The sequence below is a fragment of the Kitasatospora sp. McL0602 genome, from assembly GCF_052076145.1.
Classification (GTDB): Bacteria; Actinomycetota; Actinomycetes; order Streptomycetales; family Streptomycetaceae; genus Kitasatospora.
On the sequence record NZ_CP197246.1, the window covers coordinates 4,051,305 to 4,074,075 of the forward strand.

Here is a 22,771-nt window from a genome sequence, read left to right on the forward strand (position 1 = left end):
GACAAGGGTGGCCAGGGTACGGTCACACTCCGCTGGTGGGGCCGTCGCAGAGCGGCAGCCCCGGTCGGCGGTGGGTCGGGCGGAACGCCTCCCCAGCCGGCCGCGCCGCCAACAGACGTGCAGACGTTACGACCGGGAGAGAAGAGCGAAGGTGTCCCCGAGCAGCGAGACCGCGCACGGCCAGCGACTCGTCATTGTCGAGTCGCCGGCCAAGGCCAAGACGATCAAGGGCTACCTCGGCCCCGGTTACGTCGTCGAGGCCAGCGTCGGGCACATCCGCGACCTGCCCGGCACGGCCGCCGAGGTCCCGGATCAGTACACCGGCGAGGTGCGTCGGCTCGGGGTCGACGTCGACCACGACTTCGCACCCATCTATGTGGTGAACGCCGACAAGAAGTCGCAGGTCTCCAAGCTCAAGGCGCTCCTCAAGGAGTCCGACGAGCTCTTCCTCGCCACCGATGAGGACCGCGAGGGGGAGGCCATCGCCTGGCACCTCCAGGAGGTGCTCAAGCCCAAGGTGCCGGTCAAGCGGATGGTCTTCCACGAGATCACCAAGGCCGCCATCCAGGAGGCCGTCGCCAACCCGCGCGAGCTGAACCAGCGCCTGGTCGACGCCCAGGAGACCCGCCGCATCCTCGACCGCCTCTACGGCTACGAGGTCTCGCCGGTGCTCTGGAAGAAGGTCATGCCGAAGCTCTCGGCCGGCCGCGTCCAGTCCGTCGCGACCCGGCTGGTGGTCGAGCGTGAGCGTGAGCGGATCGCCTTCCGCACCGCCTCGTACTGGGACCTGACCGGTACCTTCGGCACCGGCCGGACGCCCGCCGACGCCGCGAACCCGGAGACCTTCGGGGCCCGGCTGAGCACCGTCGACGGCAAGCGCGTCGCCTCCGGCCGCGACTTCGGCTCGGACGGCAAGATCAAGACCGCCAACACCCTGCACCTGGACGAGCAGGCCGCCCGTGCGCTGGCGGCCGCCCTGGGGCAGACCGCGTTCAGCGTCCGCAGCGTCGAGTCGAAGCCGTACCGCCGCTCGCCGTACGCGCCGTTCCGCACCACCACGCTCCAGCAGGAGGCCAGCCGCAAGCTGGGCTTCGGCGCGAAGCGGACCATGCAGGTGGCCCAGAAGCTGTACGAGAACGGCTTCATCACCTACATGCGTACCGACTCGACCACGCTCTCGGAGACCGCGATCACCGCGGCCCGTGCGCAGGTCACCCAGCTCTACGGGGCCTCGTACCTCCCCGACGCCCCGCGCACCTACGCCAGCAAGGTCAAGAACGCGCAGGAGGCGCACGAGGCGATCCGCCCCTCCGGCGACCGCTTCCGCACGCCCGCCGAGACCGGCCTGAGCAGCGACGAGTTCCGGCTGTACGAGCTGATCTGGATGCGGACCGTCGCCTCGCAGATGAAGGACGCCGTCGGGCAGTCCGTCACCGTCAAGGTCGGCGGCACCTCCTCGGACGGCCGGGCGGTGGAGTTCTCCGCCTCCGGCAAGATCATCACCTTCCACGGCTTCCTCAAGGCCTACGTCGAGGGCGCGGACGACCCGAACGCCGAGCTGGACGACCGCGAGCGCCGCCTGCCGCAGGTCACCGAGGGCGACCCGCTCGCCGCCGAGCAGCTCACCCCCGAGGGCCACTCCACCAAGCCGCCGGCCCGCTACACCGAGGCCTCGCTGGTCAAGGAGCTGGAGGACCGGGAGATCGGCCGTCCGTCGACGTACGCGTCGATCATCGACACGATCATCAACCGGAAGTACGTCTTCAAGAAGGGGACGGCGCTCGTCCCCTCCTTCCTCTCCTTCGCCGTCGTGAACCTCCTGGAGAAGCACTTCGGCCGCCTGGTCGACTACGACTTCACCGCCCGGATGGAGGACGACCTCGACCGGATCGCCGCAGGTGAGGCGCAGTCCGTGCCGTGGCTGAAGCGCTTCTACTTCGGTGAGGCGGCGGGCAGCACGGCCGCCGTCGGCGGCGCGGCCGACGCGGGCAACGGCGACGGCGACCACCTGGGCGGCCTCAAGGAGCTCGTCACCGACCTCGGGGCGATCGACGCCCGCGAGATCAGCTCCTTCCCACTCAACGACGAGATCACCCTGCGGGTCGGGCGCTACGGCCCGTACGTGGAGAAGGCCGCCACCGTCGAGGGCGAGCCCGGCCAGCGCGCCGACGTCCCCGACGAGATGCCGCCGGACGAGCTGACCGTCGAGCTCGCCGAGGAGCTGCTGGCCAAGCCGAGCGGCGACTTCGAGCTGGGCACCGACCCGGTCAGCGGCAACCCGCTGGTCGCCAAGGACGGCCGGTACGGCCCGTACGTCACGGAGATCCTCCCCGAGGGCACGCCGAAGACGGGCAAGAACGCCGTCAAGCCGCGCACCGCCTCCCTGCTCAAGACGATGTCGCTGGACACCGTCACGCTGGAGGACGCGCTGCGGCTGCTCTCGCTGCCCCGGGTGGTCGGCGTCGACGCCGAGGGCGTCGAGATCACCGCGCAGAACGGCCGGTACGGCCCGTACCTCAAGAAGGGCACCGACTCCCGTTCGCTCGCGGACGAGGAGCAGATGTTCACGGTCACCCTCGAAGAGGCCCTGGCGATCTACGCGCAGCCCAAGCAGCGCGGCCGGGCCGCCGCCGCACCGCCGCTCAAGGAGCTGGGCAACGACCCGGTCAGCGAGCGCCCGGTGGTCGTCAAGGACGGCCGGTTCGGCCCGTACGTCACCGACGGGGAGACGAACGCGACGCTCCGCAAGGACGACGACGTCGAGACCATCACGCCGGAGCGCGGCTACGAGCTGCTCGCCGAGAAGCGGGCGCGCGGGCCGGTGAAGAAGACTGCGAAGAAGGCTCCGGCGAAGAAGGCCCCCGCCAAGAAGGCGACGGCGACCAAGACGGCAGCGACCAAGGAGACGGCCCCCAAGGCGGCAGCGGCGAAGAAGACCGTCGCGAAGAAGACCGTGGCCAAGAAGACCGTCGCGAAGAAGACGGCAGCCAAGGCGACAGCCGACAAGGCGGCCGCGTCCGACGAGAGCTGAGCGGTGGTTCAACACCGGTTGCGGGCCCGTACTCACGAGTGCGGGCCCGCAGTGCGTCACAACCGTGTCATGAGAGCGGTACCGGAGCGGCTCATCTCCTTTTGCGACAGGCGCCGACCGCTACTCTGACTGGTATGACGAGCGAGGAGCAGCCCACCCCGCAGCCCACCCCCACGAGCGCCGGTGCACCCGCGCAGCCCGAGGTCGCCCCCGCCGGGACTCCCGGGGAGCGCAGTCGGGCCCTGCTCAGGCAGCGCCCCTATCGACGACTGTGGACGACGCAGCTGGTCGGCGGCACCGCCGACCGGCTCGGCATGCTGGTGCTCGTCGGGTTGACCTGGGCGGCCTCCTTCTCGGGCGGCCCGTTCGGGCACGGCTACCGGGCGGAGGCGTTCGCGGTGGCGGCCGTCCTCGGCGCGCGACTGCTCGCCACCCTGCTCTTCGGCGCTGCGCTGCTGGGCCCGGTGCACGCACTCGTCGCCCGCCGGCTCGACCGGCGGTGGACGCTGCTCGGCGCCGACGCCTTCCGGGCCGTCCTGATCGCGCTGGCGCCCTGGTGGCTCACCTGGACGCACGGCACTGCCACCTGGCTGCTGCTCGGCACCGCCTTCCTGATCGGTGCCGCCGAGCGGGTCTGGTCGGTAGCCAAGGACGCCGTCGTGCCCGGCCTGCTCCCCGCCGCCGACCCATACGCGCCCGCCGCCGCGCAGCGCCCGTCCGCGTCGAACCTGGAGACCGTCCGCACGCTGGACCTGCGCACCGGCTGGGCGACCCTGCCGCTCGCCGCAGTGGCGCTGATGGTGCTGACGCTGGTCAACAACACCGCTGCGGCCCTTGGCTCGCACTGGCTGCGGGCCAACCAGACCACCGTTGCCGGGCTCGGTGCAGCCGTGCTGTTCGCGGTCTCGGCCGTCTTGATCTTCCTGCAGGAGCTGCCGTCCGAGGCGAGCGCGGCGCCGCGCTCCCCCCTCCAGGGCCTGCGCGCGCCCACCGACGCGACCCCTGGGCCGGCCCTCACCAAGGGCCGGACCGGCTCCGCCCCCTACTTCACCTTCTCCGTGGCCGCCGCCTACGCCTCGATGGCGGGCGTCACCGCGCTCGGCCTGCTGACCGCCGTCGACCACCGGGCCGGGCCGATCGGCTTCGCGCTGCTGGTGCTCGCCGCGACCGCGACCCCCGCGCTCGGCATCCGGATCACCCGGGCCACGCTGCCCGCCCTCTCCCGCCGCCGCCTGCTCGCGCTCGCGCTGCTCACGGCCGGGGTGGCGCTGATCCTCGCCGGGCTGGTGCTCGACTTCGTCCTCGTCCTGCTGCTCACGGCGCTGGCCGGGCTGGCGGCCGGGATCGTCATCGCCACCGGCCGTACGCTGCTCGCCCAGGAGGTCGAGGAGCTGCGGCTGCCCAAGGTCACCGAGCACCTGTACGCGGTGCTGCGGGTCGTGGTCGGCGCCTCGCTGGTGGGGATGCCGCTGATCGCCGCCGCGTACGGCGAGGTGCAGTACGGCGAGATCAAGCCAGGTGGCTTCACCTTCGTGCACGGCGGTGCCGCGCTCGCCGTCGCCACCGCCGGGCTGCTGACGCTGGCGTTGGCCGCTGTCGTGCTGCTGAAGACCGACGACCAGCGTGGCACCGTCCCGCTCGGGCGTGAGCTGGTGCGTTCGCTGCGCGGCGGCGCTCGGCTCGCACCGCACCGGACGACCGGCACCGGCTTCTTCATCGCCCTGGAGGGCGGCGACGGCGCCGGGAAGTCGACCCAGGCCAACGCACTCGCCGAGTGGATCCGGAGCAAGGGCCACGAGGTGGTGCTCACCCGTGAGCCCGGCGGCAGCCCGATCGGGCAGCGGCTGCGCGCGCTCGTGCTGGACGTCGGCAACACCGGGCTCTCGCACCGGGCCGAGGCACTGATCTACGCCGCCGACCGCGCCGAGCACGTCGAGAACGTCATCCGCCCCGCGCTGGAGCGCGGCGCGGTGGTGATCACCGACCGGTACATGGACTCCTCGATCGCCTACCAGGGCGCCGGGCGCGACCTGGCGGCGACGGAGGTCGCGCGGATCTCGCGCTGGGCCACCGGCGGCCTGGTGCCGGACCTGACGATCGTGCTCGACGTCGACCCGAACGCGGCGCGCGAGCGGTTCACCGAGGCGCTGGACCGGCTGGAGTCCGAGCCGACCGAGTTCCACTCGCGGGTGCGCTCCGGCTTCCTGGCGCTGGCGGCCGCCGACCCAGCCCGCTACCTGGTCGTGGACGGCAGTCAGCAGCCCGCCTTCGTGACCACCGCCCTCCGTCACCGGCTCGACCGCGAGCTGCCGCTCTCCGCCCAGGAGAAGGCCGCCCAGATCGAGCAGGAGCGGCTGGCCCGCGAGGAGGCCGCTCGCCGCGCCGCCGAGGAGGCCAGGCTCGCGGAGGAGGCGGCGGCGGCCGAGCGCAAGCGGCTCGCCCTCCTGGAGGAGCTGCGCGCCGAGCAGGCGGAGAAGGACCGGCTCGCCGCCGAGGAGGCCCGCAAGGCCGCCGAGGAGCGGGCCCGGCAGGAGGCCGAGGCAGCCAGGATCGCGGCTGAGGCCGAGGCCAAGAAGCGCGCCGAGGAGGAGGCCGCCCGGCGGGCGGCGGAGGAGGCCAGGCTCGCGGTGGCGGCTGCCGAGCAGGAGCGGCTGGCGGCGGAGGCCGCCGCGCAGGCCGAGCTCCAGCGCCAGCGCGACCTCCAGCGGGCCGAGCAGCGGCGCCGGGCGGAGGAGGCGCTGCAGCGCGCCGAGGAGGCCCGGCTGGCAGCAGCGGCCGCCGCAGCTGCGGCTGCGGCGGCGTCGACCGCCACCACGACGGTCGAGCTGACGAAGATCGGTGGGGTGGAGCAGGTCACCGAGGAGATCTCGGAGGAGGACCGGCTGGCCGCCGTCCGCGCGGCCGAGGCGCTGGCCGCCGCGTCGCGTGCCGACGAGACCTCGGTGCTGCCGCGGGTGCCTGCGGCGGACGAGACCGCCGTAATGCCCCGGGTGCCCGCAGCGGAGGAGACGGCGGTACTGCCGACGGTCGCTGACGTGAAGCCCGCGGATGCGAAGACCACTGGCGCCAAGGCTGCAGGCGCGAAGGCGGCGGACGAGACCGCCGTGCTGCCCAGGGTGCCACTGTCGGCGGAGGACAGGGTGCCGCGCGGCCTCTGGCGGGACGAGCAGCGGGACGAGCAGGAGACTGGGGCGGCGAAGGCGGCGAAGGTCGACGAGACCCGGGAGATGCCCCTGGTCGAGCCCCGGCCCCGGCCGGACTGGGCCGAGGAGACCCCGATGGACGACCTCCCGAGCCTGACGGACACCCTGCTCGGCTCCCGCGAGCAGTGGGCGCAGTGGCAGGACGACGAGCCGCCCGCCGACGACGCCAAGGGCCGGAAGCGACGCGGCGGCCAGAAGTAGGACAGGCCGGGTCGGGCTCGGGCAGTACCTCCCGGAGACGGCGGTAGCACGGGCGGTGGAGGATGGCGGCGTCGGTGACGGGCACGGGCCCGCCCGGCTCGTCGTGTTGGACGGGCTTCGGCTCCTGGCCGTGCTGATGGTGGTCGCGTACCACTACGTGGCGTTCGGGTCGGAGTGGGGCGTGCCCCGGGGCGAGGCGTTCCCGGGGCTGTACCGGCCGGCTGCGTACGGGTGGCTGGGGGTGCCGCTGTTCTTCCTGATCAGCGGCTTCGTGATCTGCCTCAGCTGCTGGGGGCGGTCGCTGTCGGAGTTCTTCACCTCGCGGGTGGTGCGGCTGTTCCCCGCGTACTGGTTCGGAGTGGCGGCGACCACGGCGGTGGTGGCGGCGGTGCCGGGCGGTACCGGGCCACGGCGTTGGCAGGACGTGCTGACCAACCTCACGATGCTGGAGTACCCGCTCGGGGCGCCGTACGTCGACGGGGTGTACTGGAGCCTCTGGGTGGAGGCCAGGTTCTACCTGCTGTTCGCGGTGGTGGTCTGGCTCGGGGTCTCGTACCGGCGGGTGCTGGCCTTCTGCCTGCTCTGGTCGGTGGCGGGGGTCGTCGCGACGGCGCTGCCGGGGGTGGCGTGGTTGCAGCTCGTGGCGATGCCCGAGCACTGCTGGTTCTTCGTCGGCGGGCTGGCGTTCCACCTGATGTGGCGGTCCGGGCCGGATCTGCTGCTCTGGCTGCTGGTCGGGTTCAGCTTCCTGGCGGGGTGCCGGGGCGTGCGGCCGACGTACCGGTTCGCCGCCGCCCACGCCGAGGCGCCGCTGCCCGAGTGGGGCGTGGTGGTGTTGCTCGCGGTCTGCTACCTGCTGATGGCCGGGGTCGCGCTCGGCTGGTTCCGGCGGGTCCGCGGGCGTTGGCTCACGGCGGCCGGGGCGGTGACGTACCCGCTGTACCTGCTGCACCAGTACATCGGGTGGGAGGTGATCGTGGCGTTCCGGGGGCGGGTGGCGCCGTGGGTGCTGGCGGTCGGGCTGGTGGTGGTGCTGACTGCGGTCTCCTGGCTGGTGCAGCGATACGTCGAGCGGCCGGTCGGGCGGTGGATGAAGGGGCGGCTGCGGGCAGCCCTCGCCAAGGGGGCTCTGCCGGAGGAGCAGGCGGACCGGCAGCCGGACCGGCAGGCGGAGGAGCGGGCAGGCCGGCAGGCGGAGGGTGTCGGTGTGCGGCGTTAGGCTCGGGCGGGGACGTGGGCTGATCGGTGGGAGTACGGCGTGAGTGTGTGGGACGACCTGGTCGGACAGGATCGGGTGGTCGAGCAGCTGACGGCCGCCGCGCGGGCCGCTCGGGCGACCGTGAAGGGGACGACGGAGGCCGATGCCAACGCCTCGCTGATGACGCACGCCTGGCTCTTCACCGGCCCGCCCGGCGCCGGGCAGACCACGGCGGCGCGGGCCTTCGCCGCCGCGCTCCAGTGCACCAGCCCCGATCTCGAACTCGGCGGGGTGCCCGGCTGCGGCTTCTGCGACGGCTGCCACACCGTGCTCTCCGGCAGCCACGCCGACGTGAAGTACGTCCGCACGGACGGCCTGTCGATCGGTGTCGGCGACATGCGGGCCCTCGTGCTGCGGGCCGCCAGCTACCCGACGGGTGGCAAGTGGTCGGTGATCCTGGTCGACGCGGCCCACCGGCTCACCGAGGCGGCGGCGAACGCCCTGCTCAAGGGCGTCGAGGAGCCCTCGCCCCGGACGGTCTGGATGCTCTGCGCACCGTCCGTGCAGGATGTCCTGCCGACGATCCGCTCGCGCTGCCGCCTGCTGGTGCTGCGCACGCCCGCCGCCGACGCGGTGGCCGACATGCTGGTGCAGCGGGACGGCGCCGAGCCGGCGACGGCCCGGATGGCGGCGTTGGCCGGGCAGGGTGACGTCGAGCGTTCGCGGCGGCTGGCCGTCGACGAGCAGGCCCGGACCAGGCGGCTCGACGTGCTGCGGATTCCGCTGGAGGTCGCCGACATCGGCGGGTGCCTGGCTGCCGCGCAGCGGCTGGTCGACACCGCCAAGGCCGACGCGGAGGCGCTGGCCCAGACGCAGGATGCCAAGGAGACCGACGACCTGCGGGCCGCGTACGGCGCGGTCGAGGGGAGCCGGGCGCCACGCGGGCTGGCGGGGGCGGCCAAGGAGCTGGAGAAGCGGCAGAAGAGCCGGGCGACCCGGACCCGTCGGGAGACGCTCGGGGTCGCGCTGCTGGACCTGCTCGGCTTCTACCGTGACGTGCTGGCGCTGCAGCTCGGGTCGACGGGCACTCTGGCGAACGAGGACCAGCGCGCTGCGCTGGACCGGATCGCCGGGTCGGGCGCGCCGGAGAACACCCTGCGGCGGATCGAGGCGGTACTGGCCTGCCGCCGGGCGCTGGACCGGAACGTGGACCCGCTGCTGGCCGTCGAGGTGATGACCGTCGCGCTCCGGGCGGGGTGAGCCGCGCCGCGAGGTGCTTGGGCCGGGTGCTCGCTCGTTCGAGTGAAGGTCGCGGGGGTGCCCGGGAGCCTTGCCGGGTGCGGGGCCGGTTGTCTTGCACGCTGTGGGAATGCCACGTCCGCTCCTTGTCGTACCGCTGGTGGTCTTCGCCGTTGCCGGGATCTGGCTCGCGAGGGCCGTGCTGGTCCGCTGGCGGGACCTGAAAGCCGCGCAGACGTACGAGCTGGTGGCCGAACAACGGCCGCTGCTGGTGCGGGCCGGCGCGGCGGTGCTGTGCGGGATGTGCATCACCGCGTTGACGGTCGCCGTGACCTTCGACGGGCGGGGTGCCCGTGGGGTCGAGCAGGCCCGCGCCGTCGCGGCCGCGCCGGCCGCGTCGGCCGTGGCGGCAGCGCCCTCCGGTGACACGAAGCACGGGGCGCCGCCGGAGGGCGGGCCCACCCCGGTCGCGACGCAGTTCCGCGTCATCGGGCACCCGGCGGAGGGGGAGCTGTTGGAGGGCTCGGTCGCCGGGCCGGACGGCCGGCCCCGGGCCGTCCGGGTCTGGGTGCCCGCGCAGTACCGGGAGGACCAGAGCGCCCGCTTCCCCGTGATCGTGCTGCACGCCGGGGGCGCCCGGACGACCGCCGACGCCGAGCTGCCGGACGTCTTCGACGGCATCGCCTCCGCCGTGAAGCTCGGCCGGGCCCGGCCCTTCGTGGTCGTCGCCCCCGAATCCCCGACCGGCACCGCCCACCCCTGTGACCTGGTCGCCGCCGCCCCGCAGGCCGTCGCCGACGACACCGCGCTGCGCACCGCCGTCGGCGCCGCCTTCCGGACGCTGCCCGCCGGGCCCGGAGGCTGGGGCGTGCTCGGGATCGAGGGCGGTGCGCCGTGCGCGGCCGCCGCCGTACTGGCCCGGCCCGACCTCTACGGCGCGGCGGCCGCCGTCTCCGGCCGCTACGACACGGCGGCGCTCGCCCAGACCGGTGCGGCGGCCCCGGGCACCTCCGCCGCGCGGCTGCTGCTCGCGGCCGCCAAGCAGGACAGCGACGGCCTGGCCGCCGCCCGCACGCTCCAGACCACGCTGCGCGGCGGCAAGGGCCGGGCCGCGCAGGCCGAGGTGAGGATCTCGGACGTGGTGCAGGACTACTCGCCCGAGCGGGAGCGGCTGCGGCTGGTCCGGATCGCGGTGCAGTACCTGGCGGAGAGCCTCGCCCACCCGTCCTGACGTGCCTGCCGTGACGGGCCCGGCCCTGGGGTATTGATCCGCCGCCGCACCGTTACGCTCAGCTCCTGCCGGTCGGTGGCCGGCTTCCGAAGCTCCCGAGGAGAGAACCGTCATGCGAGCTGCCCGGCCGACCCGGCTTCTTCGGCTGTCCGCCGCGCTGGCCGTGGCGGGGCTGGTGCTCTCTGGGTGCAGCTCCTCGGGCGGCGCCACCGCACCCGCGCCGTCCTCCTCGTCCTCCTCCTCGGACGGCCTGCGGGCCGGGGTGACTCCGCTGGCCCCGCTGCCGGCCGAGACCCCGGCGGCGCTGGCCGCCTACTACGGGCAGAAGCTCGGCTGGCAGCCGTGCGACGACGGCTTCGAGTGCGCGACCTTCAAGGTGCCGCTCGACTACGACCACCCCGGCTCCGGCGACCTCTCGCTCACGGCGGCCCGCAAGCCCGCCTCCGGCACGGCGCCCCGGCTGGGCTCGCTGCTGCTCAACCCCGGCGGGCCGGGCGGGTCGGCGGTCGAGTACCTGGAGGCCGTCGCCAAGGGCTACGACTCCGGCGTCCTCGCGGCCTACGACCTGGTCGGGGTGGACCCGCGCGGCGTCGGCCGGAGCAGCCCGGTGACCTGCCTCGGCAGCGACCGGATGGACGCGTACACGGCCGTCGACATCACCCCCGACGACCAGGCCGAGACGGATGCGCTGGTCGCGGCGGACAAGGAGTTCGCGGCCGCCTGCCAGCAGAAGTCCGGTGCGTTCCTCGGGCACGTCAGCACGGTCGAGTCGGCCCGCGACATGGACGTGCTGCGGGCGCTGCTGGGCGACGACAAGCTGCACTACCTGGGCAAGTCGTACGGGACCTTCCTGGGCGCGACGTACGCCGGGCTCTTCCCGGGCCGGGTCGGGCGGATGGTGCTGGACGGGGCTATGGACCCGGCGCTCGACTCGACCGCCGGGAACAAGGCGCAGGCCGGGGGCTTCGAGACCGCCTGGTCGGCCTTCGCCAAGGACTGCGTCAGCCGTGACGACTGCCCGCTGGGCAGCACCGAGCAGCAGGCCGGCCAGCAGCTGGACGCGCTGTTCAAGCAGCTCGACGCGCACCCGCTGCCGACCGACTCCGCGCGGAAGCTGACGGAGTCGCAGGCCACCACGGGCGTGATCCAGGCGATGTACGCGGAGTTCCTCTGGCCGCAGCTGCGGGCGGCGCTGGCGAGCGCGAAGGGCGGTGAGGGCTCGGCGCTGCTCCGGCTCTCCGACAGCTACTACGAGCGCGCGGCGGACGGCACGTACCCGAATCTGATGTTCGCCAACATGGCCGTGAACTGCCTCGACCTGCCCGCGCCGTTCAGCGGGCCGGAGGAGGCCCGGCAGGCGGTGCCCGCGTTCGAGAGCGCCTCGCCGCACTTCGGGCGGGACATGGCCTGGATGGCGCTGGCCTGCGCGTACTGGCCGGTCAAGCCGACCGGCGCGGCACACACCGTCCGGGCGGCCGGCTCGGCGCCGATCGTGGTGGTCGGCACCACCCGTGACCCGGCCACGCCGTACGCCTGGGCGCAGTCGCTGGCCACCCAGCTGGAGGCGGGCCGCCTGCTGACGTACGACGGCGACGGGCACACCGCGTACGGGCGGCACAACGCGTGCGTCGACGGCGCGGTCAACCGCTACCTGCTGGGCGGGGACGCCCCGGCGACGGGCACGCGCTGCGCGAAGTGACTGACGGTTGGTCAGGTTGGTTGGATTTTCAACAGACGACCGGTGCGAAGGTACGATGATGCGCCCATTCGGAGTGCATCGAGGAGTCGCACCGTGTTCGGAGTCAACGACCTGGCGACGTATGTCATCGGCGCCCTGGTGATCGTCCTGCTGCCCGGCCCGAACTCGCTGTACGTGCTCTCGGTGGCCGCCCGCAAGGGCGTCCGGACGGCCTTCCGGGCCGCCGCCGGGGTCTTCGTCGGGGACTTCACGCTGATCAGCCTGACCGCCCTCGGCGCGACCTCGCTGCTCAAGGCCAACCCGGCGGTCTTCGCGGTGGTGAAGTTCGGTGGCGCGGCCTACCTGATCTGGATAGGCATCGGCATGCTGCGGGCGGCCCGCCAGCTCTGGCGCGAGCGCAAGGCCACCGGCGACGAGGCGGCCGCCGCCCCGGCCGCCGGGGCCGAGCGGCCCTTCCGGCGGGCGCTGATGATCAGCCTGCTCAACCCGAAGGCGATCCTCTTCCTGCTGTCCTTCTTCACCCAGTTCGTCGATCCCTCGTACGGGCAGCCGGTGCTCTCCTTCGCCCTGCTGGGCGGCATCCTCCAGGCCTTCAGCGTCCTCTACCTGACCACCCTGATCTTCACCGGCACCGCCCTCTCCGCCGCCTTCAGCCGCCGCAAGCGCCTCTCCGCAGGCCTGACCAGCGCCGTCGCCATGCTCTTCGCCGGCTTCGCCGTGAAGCTCGCTGCCTCCTCGGCCTGAACCCGGTACGGATCACCCCCGAAACGTGTGTAGACTTGCCCGCGTTGCCAGGACGGATCACCAACCCCTCGGGGTGGGTGCCGCACGGTGACGGTGCCGCCTTAGCTCAGTTGGCCAGAGCAACGCACTCGTAATGCGTAGGTCATGGGTTCGAATCCCATAGGCGGCTCAGCGAAACCCCAGGACTCACTCGCCGTGACCTGGGGTTTTTGCTTGCCCTTTACCTGCGAGGTTGAGCGCTCCCGTGCCGCCCTGGGTCGTACGGGGCTGGGTGCGGCCAAAGTGCGGCCATCAGTGCAATTGTACTGCACGGGTGTGGCCGAGAAGTTGATCTGCAATCGGTGCTCGCCCGACCGTAACTGTGGTGTCCCTACAAGATGCAGGGCCATGGGGCCGCCGCGCGGGGGGAGCGTGTCCGGCCGAGTGTTCGCCGAAGACCGTGGGGTGGGCATTGCACCATTTCAAGATCATCAAGCACTGAAGGGTATGAGTGAATCGCTGAGCCCGCAGCCGGAGCCTGTCGGAGACGAGGAAAGGGCCGTGTCGGCCCGCCCTACGGACGCCGATGGTCGTCGGGCCAGCAGCCAGGGCCGGGGGGTGGCTGAACTGGTGGCAGTCTTCAATGCGGTGCCAGCGGCGTCGATCGCGGTTTTCGGAGCCAGCCAGTCTGTTCCGCTGACGATCGCCACCCTGGCCGTGGCGGCAGCGTTAGGTGGGTGGTGGATCGCGCGTGGCCGGTAGCGGCACTACGACTGACTCGATCAAGAACCGCCATCGGATCGGAGACCTGACGCCTTGTCCGGCACCACCCAACCCGCGGGCTTTGTAGCCTTCTGTGAAGACCAGCTCCCGGGGCTGGTCGGACACCTGTGTAGGGCAGGGTTCGACCAGCACGTTGCAGAGGATTCCGCTCAGGAGGCGATGATCGAGCTGCTTCGGGTCTGGGACGGTGAGTCGATTCGAGACCCACGAGCCTGGGTTCGCCTGGTAGCGGTTCGCAAGGCCGCTGCCGTTGTGCGGTCAGAGCGCCGGCTTCGAGAAGCCCAGGTGGTGGCAGCGGCTCGGCTGGAGGTTGAGTCGCTGGTGCCAGCCACGGCAGAGGCGGAGAGTCGGTACGAGATCGAGGTGGTGCTCCGACTCCTTCGGGCCCTTCCGCCGGTGCAGCGCCTGGTGATGGCCTGGGAGTTCGACGGCTACAAGGCTGCGGATATCGCGAGGATCACGGGCATGAAGGACATTACGGTCAGATCCAACCTGCGCCATGCCCATGCGCAGCTCAAGCGGCTGCTGGAAGCAGAGAACAAGGAGGTCGGGACCCGATGAGCGAGTCCGAGCTGTCCGATGCGGCCGACTTCAAGGGCTGGATTCGTCAGACCGCCAAGCGCATGGACAAGGCTCTGGTCTCCGACGAGAGACTGGCGGAGATGATGGCTGCGATCCTTGGTTCGGGGGTCGCGCGTGGCCGCGGGGAACATCACGCCTTCGAACAGGTGCTGGAGCGCACCGGAACCGATGACTTCGATGCAGTGCGTCGGCTGGTCGGCCGAATGAACCCCGCAGCGATTCAAGCCGAGCGGGCCGCCGATCTCTACGGGCTCCAGGTCTTCGACGGACTTCGCGATCAGGACGTGGACGACGGGCCGGAGCGGCACCTGAAGCTCGTTAGCGACGAGCCGCGCGAAGTGTCTCTTGGATCGTTCGGCCTGGGAAAGTCGCGGGTCGCGGAGCTGCTGATGGGCGTGCAGCTCTACGACGACGCAGGCATCGCAGTGAGGGAGCTGTACCAGAACGCCCTCGACGCCTGCCGCTACCGGGCTGCGCGGCACGAGTTCCTCTCGCGGACCAGCGGAGACGACTGGTCATACGAGCCTGAGATCATCTTCCGGCAGGGGCGAGACGAGCTCGGGCGGGACTACCTCGACTGTGTGGACAACGGGGTTGGCATGGACGGCGAGGTCATCCGTGAGCTGTTCTCGCGGGCCGGCGCGAGGTTCGTCGAGTCGCAGGGCTACCGTGCGGAGGAGGCAGCCTGGCAGGCGTGTGACCCGCCCGTGGGGCTAGTGCCCAACAGCCGGTTCGGAATCGGAGTGCTCAGCTACTTCATGTTGGCTGACCAGATCGAGGTCACGACGTGCCGCATGGACCAATTCGGACGAAGTGGACCAGTGCTGCGGCTTGGTATTGATGGTGTCGGCAGTCCGTATCGCATCGCCGAGGTCCGAGAGCGCGGCAAGCAGCCGGGAACGAAGGTCAGGTTGCTGCTTCGTGATCCGGAGCATCGCGCTGGCCGGAGCTGGCCCGATCTCGCGCAGGCGCTAGAGCGGGTGCTAGGCGTCGCCGAGTTCCCGACGTTCTTCATCAGCGAGGAGGCCAGGCAGGTCTGGAGGCCCGGTGAGCTTCGACCAAGCCAGAGCCTTGCTCGCCACTCCAAAGGGGTCCGAGCCGCTGGGTGGACAGCTCCCTGTCTCGAAGGCCAGGTCGTTTGGTGCGAGGACGGCGGAGCTTTGCTTCTGGACGGCTTGCTCGTCGAACCTGACGCCAACAGCAGAATCCTCGAAGGCAGTGGCTACGGGACATTGCGTGGCGTCGTAGTCAATCTGCCCGCAATGCCCGACCTAGACCTTTCAGTTGACCGGCGCTTCCTCCGCAGCGATGCCTCGGCTCATGTGGAGGAAATGCTGGCCGCAGCAGCAAGTGAGCTGGTGGCTACGCGGCCAGCTCTCGTCACAGCTGGGTGGTTGGCTGACCTCGATCAGCATTGCCCTGTGGTGGCGCAGGTTGTCAGAGCAGCTCTGGCTCGTAGGGAGGAAGGTCGCCATGGCCAAACGAGCGACCTACAGGAACCGAGCGATTGATGTGGGCCAAATGATGCGAGGAGCCAGGCGGGGCCAACTCGGATCTCTCGCGTTGGTCGATCCTGTGACCCACATTCCTTCTGGCTGGCCCGGCGTTGCGGACTGTTCCGATAGAGGTCCCGGCCGCGCCGAGGGCCGAATGGCAGCGGCTCCGAGGTAGCAGGGTCGCTGCCTCGGAGCCGCTCGATGCCTAGGAAGTCAGGCGGACTTCTGCTCCGGATCGTCCGTCGGCCGGGTGGGGGGTCGCATCTGCGGGATGGTCCGCGCCTTGGCCTCGGAGTCGTCCGGGACGGCGGAGAGTTGAGGCCGTGCGTGCGGGACGAGCTGGGCGACCTTCTCCGCCGCGTCGCGGGCGAGATCGTCCAGGACCGACTGGTAGATGTCCCGGGTGATCCGGGTGTCGGAGTGGCCGAGGGTGTCGGAGACGACCTTGATGTCCACCCCGGCCGCGAGCATGAGGGTCGCGGCGACGTGCCGAAGGTCGTGAAGGCGGATCGGCGGCAGGCCGGCGGCCTCCACGAGGCGCTCAAAGAGGTCGCTGACCTTGCCCGGGTGGAGGAGGGAGCCGTCCTCCTGGGTGAAGATCCGGCCAGTGTCCTGCCAAGCGTCGCCCCACTCCGCGCGTTCGCGCTCCTGGCGGAGCTTGTGGGCCTGGAGACCGTCGAAGGTCTCGTTGTCGAGCGCCAGCAGGCGGATGCCCGAATCGGTCTTGGGCGCTCCTTCGAGGACCTCCCAGCCGTCCTGGACGAGCTGGGTGGCGATGGTCAGGGAGCGCTGCGCGGCGGAGAGATCCTCCCAGCGGGCTCCGCACGTCTCGCCTCGACGTGTGCCCCGGAACGCGACGATCCGCCAGAACATGTACAGGCGGTCCTCGGACACGAAGTTGAGGAAGACGGCGGTCTGCTCCGGAGTCCAGACCATGACGGGGCTGGGCTTGCGCCCGGTTTCCCGCCATCGAGCGATTCGCTCATCGGTCCAGATGAGGGCTTTCGGCTTTGTCCCGGGCAACAGCTCGACGTGCTCGAACGGATTGAACGGGCTCAGCACCTGCTGAGCGATGGCGACGTTGAGAGCCGCGCGGCCCGTCGCCTTGATGTGGGGCTGGGTGTTGAGACCGGTGATCCGGCGGAAGGGCGGCAGCTGGTCGAGCTGTGACCGCAGCCACTTCCGGCGCGCGCGGTTCTCGGCGCCGCGGTTCGGGATGGACTTCAGCTCGGTCTGAACGGCCCGGCGCTGAGCGTTCTGCTCTTGAATCAGGATGTTGGCTTCGTTGATCGAGTCGAACATCGTGTCCACGTGGTGGACCCGTAGCTTGTCGAGCCGGAGGTCGCCCAAGTGCGGCTTCAGGTGGACTCGGACGTCGCACTCGTAGCGCTTGTATCCGGTGACTCGAAGGCGCTTGCGCCCGGCGAGCCAGCGGTCGAGCCACTCGCCCACGGTTATCTTCGAGTTGAGGGTCTGCCCGGTCTTGAACCGGCGGAGGGTCTCCTCGTAGTCCGGGAGCGGCTCCTTGGCCGCCGCGCAGGCTTCCAGCAGGTCGCTGATCGCCAGCTGGCCGGTCGGGTCGTCCTTCTCCGGTATGGCCATCAGGGCGATGACCTTCGCTAGCTCCTCCTTCGCGTCGGCGGCGGTGGTGAACCCGCCCCGGCGGAAGCGCCGTCGGCTGTTGTCCTGGCGCGGCACCAGCTCCTGGATGGCGTACCAGATGCCGTGGCGGGAGCTGGACGACTTCGGGCACTTCGCGCCGTACGGCTTGCCAGTCTCGGGGTTCCGGCATGCGCACCGTCGGGAGACGGTTCCGTTCTTCACGTGCGGTCCTTACGGTGTTGTGTCCTCGGTCTGGTCAACGGCGGTGAGACCGTCGGGGAGTGCGGGCGGGACGAGACCCCGCTCACGCATCCGCGTCCGGAAGGATGCAAGCTCCTTGCGGTCCGCTTCCGCGTACTCCTCATATCCGGTGGCCAGCTCCAGCAGGGCGGCTCTGCGATCAGGAGCCGGTGTGGTGTTTGCGGCTCGGCGGCGGTCGGTGGCCAAGGCGGCAGATGCTCTGGCTGCCGCTACGAGGTCGCCGTGCTCCCGGAAGGTGTCCAGGACGTCCCGGGGGCTGCCAGGCGGGGCCGGTTCCGCGATCGGTGTCTCCCCGGTGAACCACGCGAGTGCATCCCACGTCGAGACCTCTCGGTCGGGGAGTACCTCCACCGTCTCGGCAGTGCCGAGGGGGAAGAGGAGGGCCACTGGCGGCACACCGAGCGAGTCGGCAAGGGCGAGGAAGTCGGTAAGCGTGATGCTCGTCCGGCGTCCCGATTCCAGGTTCTTGATCGTCTGGTCGGTGATCTCTGGTAGGCCGCGTTGGGCACAGCGTTCGGCGACGGCCGGCATCGTGAGGCGGGCGTCCATGCGTGCCTGGCGCATGGAGCGTACGACCTGGGCGGTGAACCGTGTCGACCAAGAGTCTGAGGTCATGGGTGCACTTTACGATCCAGAAAAGTGCTGCCGCAACTCCGTGATACAACGATTCGCGTCACCAAGGCACGAATCACAACCAGGAGAGCATCATGACTGCACCTTCCTCTGGCGGTATGACCGCCGACGAGCTGCTCGCCCTGCCGGTGGCCATCGACCTCGACACGGCGAACCGGGCGCTCTGCATCGGTCGCTCCACCGGATACGGGCTGGCGAAAGCCGGACAGTACCCAGTCACGGTTCTGCGATTGGGCAACGCCTACAGGGTGGTGACCTCCGACCTGCTGAAGCTGCTCGGCGTGGAACGCCGAATGGGTTCGGTCCCGCTGACGACTGGAGCTGCGAAGGAGCACGGGCTCTGCGCGTGAGGACGGACTAGGTGCGACATGCGACAGGGGTGGACATGGAGCGCCGGTTCGCATGGCACCCCGGCTGGGTCAGTGGGTATCAGCGCTGTCCCGGTCGCGGGTCTGGCCGGGTACGGCGGTGTCGTATTGTTGGGCCTGCAGCAGGTACGCCTCGCGGTAGTGCGTCGCGGGTCGGCGGGTCATGAGGTCGGCGTGAGTGCCTTCCTCGACGAGCCGTCCGTGGTCGAGGACGAAGATGTGGTCCGCCTTCGCCGTGGCGCCGAGGCGGTGGGTGATCAGAACGACGGTGACGCCGAGGTCGGTGAGGTGGCGGATCTGCTCAAATGCTGCGACTTCGGCCTGAGGGTCGAGGGCGGAGGTGGGCTCGTCGACGACGACCAGCGCCGGCAGCCGACCGTCCTGGTCGGGGGTGGTCAGGCGCAGGCGGGTACGGGCGAGGGCGACCCCTTGCCACTGGCCGCCGGACAGCTGGACCCCTCCCTCGAAGCCCTTGGCCAGCAGGGTGTTCCACCCGCGGGGCAGCTCGTCGAGCACCGGCTGGAGGCCGGCGTAGTCGGCGGCGGCGTCCAGGCGCTCCTGGCCGAGGGGGACCTCGGGGCGGCCCAGCATCAGGTTGGCCCGCAGAGTGAAGATCCACCGCTGGAAGTTCTGCGCGAGCAGGGCCACCGAGCGGAACTGCTGGTGGCGATCAGCCGTGGCGGTGTCGACGCCGTCCCACAGCACCCTGCCCTGGTGGGGCTGGTAGACACCGCACAGGACGTTGGCCAGTGTGGACTTGCCCGAGCCGTTCGAGCCGACCAGAGCGATGACCTTACCCCGCGGAATGGTCAGGCTGACCTTGTCCAACGCCGGGACCTCTCGGCCGGGGTAGCTGAACGTCACCTCCTCGACAGTGATGGTCTCCGGGCGATCCGGCAGGGGCGTCCCGCCGGTGGGGATGGCCCGCCGGTGGCCGTCCCGGCGCAGCTGGTCGAGGTCGCGCACGAAGAGGGACTCTTCGTAGAGGCGGTTGACCTGGGAGACGAGGCCGCCGATGCTGGCCGATCCGGTCCGGATCGCGACGACGGCGGTGCCGGCGGCGGCAAGCGGGATCGAGCCGCCCAGGACGAGCCAGCCGAGCAGGGCAAAGGCTCCGGTGGTGGCGAGGCCGGCGAGGGTTGCGGTGAGCAGGTCGGTTCGGGCGCGGGCGCCAGCGAGGCGGGCCTGTTCCCGTTCGGCGGAGGCGGCCATCTGCTCGTAGTGGTGGAGCAGGAAGGGGCCGCTGGCGTGGACGCGCTGCTCGGCTGCCGAGTAGGGGCGGATCATCATGTCCGCCAACGCGCTGCTGGCGCGGGAGTGCTGGAGCCAGGCGCGAGTGGAGGCGTACTGGCGGCGGGCGGTGAGCACGGCGCCCCAGCCGCGCGGTGCGGTGATCAGTACCAGCATCGGCAGCAGTGCCGGGTGGAGGACGGACAGCACGCCGGCGGCGGAGACGAGGGAGAGGCTGGATGTGAGGACGGAGGTGGCCTGGCCGATGATGTTCTGCAGCGACATCGCGCCCCAGCGGGCGCTGTCGACCTCGGCGAGGAACTCGGGGTCCTCAATGGCCTCCAACTCGGAGCGGCTGACGATGCCGAGGAACTCGACGGTGGCCCGGCGGAAGACCGCAGGCTCCAGCCGCCCGCCCGCCCAAGCGGAGACCGCCGACAGGACCGAGGAGAGTGCCGCCAGGACACCGACGGTGATGACCGCCGGGAGCGCGGCGCGCAGAACTTGCCCGACCTCGCCGGGCGCCAGGATCGCGGACAGGGCGCGGTTGGTCGCGATCAGCGCGGCAGCCGCCGCCAGACCCCGCAGTACTTCGGCGCCGACCAGCGCGATCAGGGCCCGGCGGTCGGCCTGCCACGCCATCCGCCCGGCGAGGCGAAGGAAGCGGGGCATCTGGCGGGCCACCGCCCAGAACGTGACCTCCCCGCTGGCCATCTCATGCTTGGCCCAGCCGTAGTCGTAGCGCATCGGGCCGCCGAACAGCAGCTGCTCGCTGTTCGACACCGGCTCATCCGGGGTCGAGGGTCCACTGGTCACGTAGGTGCCTTTCGTCGAGGCGGCGGGGCGATGGCCCGCCAGTTCGTCAGGATTCGAGGTACGCGGTGCCCTGGTGATCGGGCGGTGGAGGTGCTGGACGAGCAGGTCGGCCTCCTGGTCGGTGACCGTCCGGAAGCGGGCGCCGTCGCGGTAGTCGGCATCCCACGGACCCGCATCGCTCAAGTCCTCCGTCGAGCCGCCTCCGCGCCGGATTCGGATCCGGCTGCGTGGCCGAGGAGGCGGCGCCGATCACGCCTCCACCAGCCAGTGTCCGGGTTGTCGTCGAACCCGTAGGTGGCGAACGCCGGGCCGCCGGCCAGGTACGCCTCCAGCGCGGTCTTCGACGTCGGGAACATCGGGCCGGGCATCGCGGTCGCCGGTGCCCAGCGGACCTCCAGGTGCTTGGTGGGTTCGGTGTTGACCAGCTCGCCGGTGAAGGCGGAGGCTGCGAACACGAACATCAGGAACCCGCCCTGGCCGTCCCAGCCCTCCTTCACCTGCACCGTGTGGACCAGGCACAGGTCGGCGGGCGCGACGACGAGGCCGGTCTCCTCCAGCAATTCCCTCGCGGCGGCGATGTGGATCTCCTCGCCCGGGTCGACCTTCCCACCTGGGACGGTCCACGCCGGTCCGGGGCTCCAACTGCGCTGGGCGTAGTGGAGGGCGGCGATCCGGTCGGTGGCCAGGTCGTGGACGATGACGCTGGCTGCGAACCTGTTCGTCTCGTTCATCGGGTGCTCTCCCATTCTCAAGCGGTCGTTTCGTCGGCGTCGGCTGCGGGGGCTGGCGGCCAGGTGCGCTGGGCGGTCAGCAGGACGGCCGCCAGGGTGCCGGCCTCGGTGATCCGGCCGTCGCCGCACATCGCCACCGCCTCCTCCAGGGGCACCCAGCGCAGGTCCATGTCGGCCTCGCTCGCGTCCCGCTGGTGTTCGCCGACGGTCAGGCCAGTGGCGAGGTAAAGGTGTTCGCGGGTGCGCGCGCCGGCGGGCATCCGCCACATCGTGGTGAGCGGTTCGACCGCTGCGGCTCGGATGCCGGCTTCCTCGGCCAGCTCCCGCCGCGCCGCCACGAGTGGCTCCTCCCCGGGCTCGCAGCCGCCGCCGGGGCACATCAGCAGCCGCAGTCCGCAGACGTAGACGTTCTCCTCCACCAAGGCGATCCGGCCCCGGTCGTCGAGGGCCAGGACGCGCACCCCGTCGACAGCCTCGGTGTACTCGTACGTCCCCAAGCTCTGGTCCGCGCGCCGCACCGAGTCGCGACGCACGACCACGCGCACGCCCGTGAACTCGATGGCCGTTGACAGCGTGGTCCAGCCCTCGATCACGCCGCCTCCGGCCGGGGCGGGGAGCGAGCCTGCGGGTTCCGCGACGCTCGGCCACGCGCAGGAGAGCAGGGCGGCGTGGTAGTCGTTGATGAGCCGGAGGGTGGAGCCGCGCAGCTGCAGCCGGTGCAGGTCCTCAGGGCGGAACCAGTGCAGCAGCACGCCCTCGCGGAGGTCAGCCGTCTGCGGGTCACCCTGCCAGCGGGCCGTGAAGATCTGGATCGGGACGGCCAGACCGTCGACGCCGGTCGTCCACTCGACGGTCAGCGGCTCCACCTCGCCGAGGCGCAACCCTGGTGCCTCCTCGGCGAGTTCGCGGCGCAGCGTCGCTTCCAGGCTGCCGTCGCCGGGTTCCGCGCCGCCGCCGAGCAGGCTGAACTCGCCCGGGGCCCAGATGTGGTCGAAGTTGTCGCGCAGGTGAAGGAGGTAGCGGCCGGCACCGTCGTGGATCAGCACGGAGGCGTTCACCGGTTCCGGCCGGCCGTCCAGATCCAGCGAGTGCAGCTTGCCGCGCAGCGATGGGGAGGCGACCTGGTCGAAGGGGCGCCACTCGCAGCCGGGGACCTCCTCCGCTTGCAGCGTGCTCTCGGGTGTCGCCGGGTCGGCGAGGTAGAAGGCGAACCGGAAGTCGTAGCGCTGGTGGGCATCTTCGCCCTTGTCGCGGTTGGGGTCGATGTCGTTGACGTCGATGTCGACGGGCCGGTCGAGGACCTCCGGGACCAGGCACAGCGCGCCGGGCTGGATGCCGGCTTCCTCGGCGACCTCCCGCAGCGCGGTGGCCAGCAGGCTGGTGTCGGCCTGTTCTCCGTGGCCGCCGGGGCAGAGCGTCATCCCGGTGGCTTTGTGGTGGATGTGCAGGACCTTGCGGTCGCGGTTGATGACGACAGCGCTGCACGTGACGTGTGCGGGAAGGGTCGTGCGGCTGGTCGGCTCCGGTGTGATGGCCAGTATGGCGAGCAGCGGTTCGAGTTTGGCTCGCTCGGAGGGGTGGCGGGACAGGTAGGCGCGGGTGACGGCGGCGATGGCGTCGGCGGACGGCGGCAAGCGGGACTCCTTCGGAAACCAGGGGACGGCGAGATCGGTGGCCTAGGACACGAAACCCTGACATCGCCGTTGATCGGTAGCCCCCGCCCCGCCGCGAGCTGCGGCTCGCG

Annotated in this window: 15 protein-coding genes and 1 tRNA gene; 11 read left to right on the forward strand and 5 right to left on the reverse strand. The window is 71.3% G+C overall.

Translation table 11 applies throughout. The annotated features are described in order from the left end of the window. The first annotated feature begins 151 nt into the window (after window positions 1-151). The 10 genes from topA (at window position 152) to ACR68M_RS18525 (ending at window position 15,401) form a co-directional block, all read left to right on the forward strand. Complete coding sequence (gene topA, locus ACR68M_RS18480; RefSeq protein WP_441245194.1) at window positions 152-3,031, forward strand: type I DNA topoisomerase; 2,880 nt, start codon at window positions 152-154, stop codon at window positions 3,029-3,031. Between the two features lie 134 nt (window positions 3,032-3,165). Next, window positions 3,166-6,435: a dTMP kinase gene (gene tmk / locus ACR68M_RS18485; protein WP_441245195.1), complete on the forward strand. Its 3,270-nt coding sequence runs from the start codon at window positions 3,166-3,168 to the stop codon at window positions 6,433-6,435. Window positions 6,436-6,490: 55 nt separating this feature from the next. Next, window positions 6,491-7,654 (forward strand): acyltransferase family protein, encoded by a 1,164-nt coding sequence (locus tag ACR68M_RS18490; RefSeq protein ID WP_441245196.1) that lies wholly within the window; start codon window positions 6,491-6,493, stop codon window positions 7,652-7,654. A 39-nt stretch (window positions 7,655-7,693) separates the two neighbouring features. Further along, a complete protein-coding gene (locus ACR68M_RS18495) occupies window positions 7,694-8,893 on the forward strand; it encodes a DNA polymerase III subunit delta' (protein ID WP_441245197.1) in 1,200 nt (399 codons plus the stop codon). Between the two features lie 109 nt (window positions 8,894-9,002). Continuing rightward, on the forward strand, window positions 9,003-10,103 hold the full coding sequence (locus ACR68M_RS18500; protein ID WP_441245198.1) for a hypothetical protein: 1,101 nt from the start codon (window positions 9,003-9,005) through the stop codon (window positions 10,101-10,103). Window positions 10,104-10,215: 112 nt separating this feature from the next. Continuing rightward, window positions 10,216-11,802, forward strand: a complete 1,587-nt coding sequence (locus ACR68M_RS18505; protein WP_441245199.1) for an alpha/beta hydrolase — start codon at window positions 10,216-10,218, stop codon at window positions 11,800-11,802. A gap of 93 nt (window positions 11,803-11,895) precedes the next feature. After that, window positions 11,896-12,546 (forward strand): leucine efflux protein LeuE, encoded by a 651-nt coding sequence (leuE, locus tag ACR68M_RS18510; RefSeq protein ID WP_441245200.1) that lies wholly within the window; start codon window positions 11,896-11,898, stop codon window positions 12,544-12,546. A gap of 95 nt (window positions 12,547-12,641) precedes the next feature. Then, window positions 12,642-12,715 (forward strand) — tRNA-Thr (locus tag ACR68M_RS18515). 752 nt (window positions 12,716-13,467) lie between these two features. Continuing rightward, on the forward strand, window positions 13,468-13,869 hold the full coding sequence (locus ACR68M_RS18520; RefSeq protein ID WP_441245201.1) for an RNA polymerase sigma factor: 402 nt from the start codon (window positions 13,468-13,470) through the stop codon (window positions 13,867-13,869). Further along, a complete protein-coding gene (locus ACR68M_RS18525; RefSeq protein ID WP_441245202.1) occupies window positions 13,866-15,401 on the forward strand; it encodes a hypothetical protein in 1,536 nt (511 codons plus the stop codon). Before ACR68M_RS18520 ends, ACR68M_RS18525 begins: the two co-directional genes overlap by 4 nt. Window positions 15,402-15,599: 198 nt before the next feature. On the opposite strand, the gene ACR68M_RS18530 is transcribed toward ACR68M_RS18525, so the two are convergent. Further along, window positions 15,600-17,210, reverse strand: coding sequence for a tyrosine-type recombinase/integrase (locus ACR68M_RS18530; RefSeq protein WP_441245203.1), 1,611 nt, complete (start codon window positions 17,208-17,210; stop codon window positions 15,600-15,602). A gap of 9 nt (window positions 17,211-17,219) precedes the next feature. Next, window positions 17,220-17,864: a helix-turn-helix domain-containing protein gene (locus ACR68M_RS18535; RefSeq protein ID WP_441245204.1), complete on the reverse strand. Its 645-nt coding sequence runs from the start codon at window positions 17,862-17,864 to the stop codon at window positions 17,220-17,222. Between the two features lie 92 nt (window positions 17,865-17,956). On the opposite strand from ACR68M_RS18535, the gene ACR68M_RS18540 reads away from it, so the two are divergent. Then, entirely contained in the window at window positions 17,957-18,232 is a 276-nt protein-coding gene (locus ACR68M_RS18540) for a hypothetical protein (protein WP_441245205.1), read from the forward strand. Window positions 18,233-18,301: 69 nt separating this feature from the next. Here the strand turns inward: ACR68M_RS18540 and ACR68M_RS18545 are convergent, their stop codons facing one another. From ACR68M_RS18545 to ACR68M_RS18555, 3 genes are read right to left on the reverse strand one after another with little or no spacing between them, the layout of a single operon-like run. After that, window positions 18,302-20,479 carry an ABC transporter ATP-binding protein gene (locus ACR68M_RS18545; protein WP_441245206.1) on the reverse strand — a complete coding sequence of 726 codons (2,178 nt, stop codon included), beginning with the start codon at window positions 20,477-20,479 and terminating at the stop codon, window positions 18,302-18,304. Next, window positions 20,476-21,027, reverse strand: coding sequence for an NUDIX domain-containing protein (locus ACR68M_RS18550; RefSeq protein WP_441245207.1), 552 nt, complete (start codon window positions 21,025-21,027; stop codon window positions 20,476-20,478). Before ACR68M_RS18550 ends, ACR68M_RS18545 begins: the two co-directional genes overlap by 4 nt. 17 nt (window positions 21,028-21,044) lie before the next feature. Then, window positions 21,045-22,661, reverse strand: a complete 1,617-nt coding sequence (locus ACR68M_RS18555; protein WP_441245208.1) for an NUDIX hydrolase — start codon at window positions 22,659-22,661, stop codon at window positions 21,045-21,047. Window positions 22,662-22,771 lie beyond the last annotated feature (110 nt).

Excerpts from the sequence above, each read along its gene's own strand:
- ACR68M_RS18535 (WP_441245204.1), bottom strand. The coding sequence starts at position 17,864 with ATGACCTCAGACTCTTGGTCGACACGGTTCACCGCCCAGGTCGTACGC.
- ACR68M_RS18525 (WP_441245202.1), top strand. The coding sequence starts at position 13,866 with ATGAGCGAGTCCGAGCTGTCCGATGCGGCCGACTTCAAGGGCTGGATT.
- ACR68M_RS18505 (WP_441245199.1), top strand. The coding sequence starts at position 10,216 with ATGCGAGCTGCCCGGCCGACCCGGCTTCTTCGGCTGTCCGCCGCGCTG.
- ACR68M_RS18550 (WP_441245207.1), bottom strand. The coding sequence starts at position 21,027 with ATGAACGAGACGAACAGGTTCGCAGCCAGCGTCATCGTCCACGACCTG.
- tmk (WP_441245195.1), top strand. The coding sequence starts at position 3,166 with ATGACGAGCGAGGAGCAGCCCACCCCGCAGCCCACCCCCACGAGCGCC.
- ACR68M_RS18540 (WP_441245205.1), top strand. The coding sequence starts at position 17,957 with ATGACTGCACCTTCCTCTGGCGGTATGACCGCCGACGAGCTGCTCGCC.
- ACR68M_RS18500 (WP_441245198.1), top strand. The coding sequence starts at position 9,003 with ATGCCACGTCCGCTCCTTGTCGTACCGCTGGTGGTCTTCGCCGTTGCC.
- ACR68M_RS18520 (WP_441245201.1), top strand. The coding sequence starts at position 13,468 with ATGATCGAGCTGCTTCGGGTCTGGGACGGTGAGTCGATTCGAGACCCA.